The sequence below is a fragment of the Sphaerochaeta sp. S2 genome (assembly GCF_016406725.1).
GTDB lineage: Bacteria > Spirochaetota > Spirochaetia > Sphaerochaetales > Sphaerochaetaceae > Sphaerochaeta.
Map to the genome: position 1 here is coordinate 1 of NZ_JAEKNT010000412.1, position 2,726 is coordinate 2,726.

Consider the following 2,726-nt stretch of genomic DNA (forward strand, 5'->3'; position numbering starts at 1 on the left):
AAGCGAATACGCTGAGTGAAGGAGAGGAAACATTTCTGACTTTTTTGTATTTCATTCAGAGGGCAAAAGGTTCAACAGACCGGGACTGTGTTTCTGATAAAAAGATTATTGTTGTGGACGATCCAATCAGTAGCTTGGACAGCACGATATTATATATTGTTGGTGCAATTATTAAGGATTTGTCAAAGAAGATACGGAGCGGAGATGGAGATGTGTCCCAACTGTTTATACTAACACATAATGTATTCTTCCACAAAGAAGCCTCGTTCATCGATGGCCGGACACATGAGCTCAGTGATGTAAAATACTGGATTGTTCGAAAGAACAACGATGTTGCAACAATTAATCCATATGGAATGAAGAATCCAATTTCCACATCTTATGAGCTTTTATGGAAAGAATTACAAGACAACACTGGAGTAACGCTGATTTCCATACAGAATACAATGCGCCGTATCATAGAAAACTATTTTGGAATACTGGGTGGTAAAAGAGATGATTACCTTGTGAATCAGTTCAGAAGTACTGAAGACAAAATAATTGCGAGATCGTTACTGTATTGGATAAATGATGGCTCACACAGTATCCCAGATGATTTATTTATTGATCCATATACGGATGCGATACCAAGATATAAAAAAGTATTCAGAGAGATATTTGAGAATAGTCAACATATCGCCCATTATAATATGATGATAGGCACATGATTTTGTATTATCGGTGCCAGGAAGAACTGTCACATTTTCCACACAGTTTGAGGGAGAAATCTTGCGAGACCTAATCAGAAAATGTCTACTAAACCGTTCGCAGATCAAAGTGTACGCAGATCATTGATTTCTTCTTTTCATTAAATATCATTACGAACGGAGAAATATATGGTATTTCCAAAAGCATTTATTAGTTTCGAAATGGAAGATAGATGGGCACGAGACTTCCTTGTTCAGGAAGCAAAGGACAAGAACATAGCTTTCTTCGATTATTCAGTAAAGAATCCTTTTGATTCAAATTGGAAAACTGAATGCAAAAAGCGAATAGCAATGACAAAGGGCACAATTGTTCTAATTGGAGAAACAACTTGGAAATCTGAAGCTGTGTTGTGGGAGATTGCAGAAACAATCCAACAGGGACACTTTTCTTTTGGAATTCAAATCAACAAGGGAAGAAATTATATTATCCCCAATGGTTTATCAAATAGGAACGTCATGCACTGGGATTTTGAACAAATTGCAAATTTACTAAAAACATGGAATTGAAGTATTATGTATTTAGATGATATAGCTATTATTATTCGATCATATGTCCCAGAAGACAAATTACCCAAAGAACATGTAGTAGATCTTTTTCGGCTCTATGCAGTTTTACTACGTGCAAAAGGTACCGATGTTACCGAAAGCGATATCCATGATGCTTGGTCAATGTGGATTGTAAAATATCATAAAGAACATGAATCCCTAGTGCCATATGAAGAGCTACCCCTTGAAGTACGTGAACAGGATTTAGTTTTTGTCGATGCTATTAGAAGAGCTTCTCGACAATTGTATAAAGCCAATGGGAATTTATCACAATTTGAGGAAGTTTTGTTCCCTTCTGGACCTCCCTATGATATTGAATCTAGGCAGCAAACAATTGACCAGTATAAGCTGATGGTATCCAGTTCAGAGAGCCTTGTTAATCGTAGGCAGGCGGTAAATACGTTTTTTCTTACAATGAACGGTGCGTTACTAACAGCATTTGGTCTGATTGTGAAAGGTGTGGGATTGGATCTTCATGTTTCTCTTGGAGTTCTTATCTTGGCTATTACAGGGGCGATTCTGTGTGGTGCATGGCGTAGCCTCATCAAATCATTTGGCCAGCTAAACAAAGGTAAGTTCAAAGTAATTAACACTATAGAACGATATCTAAATACAGCAATATATGCGGCTGAATGGGAAGCACTAGAACATGGTGATAATCCAAAGGTGTATCGTTCGTTCACTTCAAGAGAAATATGGGTTCCAACCACTTTACTCTCTCTTTATATCATTACAGCTCTAGTAGCAATCATTCTCATAGTAATTAGCTAGGGTTGTAGCCTTTATATAGACCGAATTTCTGTGCTTCTAAAGGTATGATTTCACGAGTTTAGGTATTAGGTAGAATTATCACTAAATCTACACCGACAGAAATTTGTTTTTCACCAAATCTACTGAGAAACTATCGACTTAGTCGTATTCAGATTATGAAGCCTAGCCGCCAACTATATAAACGGGCGCTAATACTTCGCTGAGAAATTTTCCAAGCTCTTATTGTATATAAAGGTAGGGTTTGTATTTGATTGGCGTCTCTCATAATAGTAAGCGGATCACTATGTTTAATGCCCGATTAATATTTATTTTGAACCTTTCCATCAGTGGTGTGGAAATATTATTAGGAGGAATTATGGCTGATAAAAAAGTGGTTTTTATTGCATTTGCAATTGAAGATGAAAGGCAAAGAGATTTTCTCAAGGGACAATCCTTGAATACAGATTCACCATTTGAATATGTCGATATGTCTGTGAAGAAACCCTATGATTCCGATTGGAAGGATCGTGTTCGAACGAGAATGCGTAGATCAGATGGTGTCATTGTATTAGTAAGTAAGAATTCTTTAAGTTCAAGTGGTCAAAAATGGGAGATATCATGTTCCAAAGAAGAAAAGAAAAAAACATTAGGGATATGGGCGTACAAAGATGATAGAACTAATAT

At 36.7% G+C, this 2,726-nt stretch carries 4 protein-coding genes; all 4 read left to right on the top strand.

Translation table 11 applies throughout. The features are described 5' to 3' along the window. The coding region (locus tag JF818_RS11990) for an AAA family ATPase (protein WP_198892237.1) at positions 1 to 707 on the top strand (707 nt) is incomplete at its 5' end. Between the two features lie 168 nt (positions 708 to 875). Then, a complete protein-coding gene (locus tag JF818_RS11995; protein ID WP_198892238.1) occupies positions 876 to 1,253 on the top strand; it encodes a TIR domain-containing protein in 378 nt (125 codons plus the stop codon). 6 nt (positions 1,254 to 1,259) lie between these two features. Beyond that, entirely contained in the window at positions 1,260 to 2,063 is an 804-nt protein-coding gene (locus JF818_RS12000; protein WP_198892239.1) for a hypothetical protein, read from the top strand. 355 nt (positions 2,064 to 2,418) lie between these two features. Then, positions 2,419 to 2,726: TIR domain-containing protein (locus JF818_RS12005; RefSeq protein ID WP_198892240.1), on the top strand; the 308-nt coding region annotated here is incomplete at its 3' end.

What these genes read in the sequence shown, in the direction of transcription:
- JF818_RS11995 (WP_198892238.1), top strand. Translation starts at nt 876, where the DNA reads ATGGTATTTCCAAAAGCATTTATTAGTTTCGAAATGGAAGATAGATGG.
- JF818_RS12000 (WP_198892239.1), top strand. Translation starts at nt 1,260, where the DNA reads ATGTATTTAGATGATATAGCTATTATTATTCGATCATATGTCCCAGAA.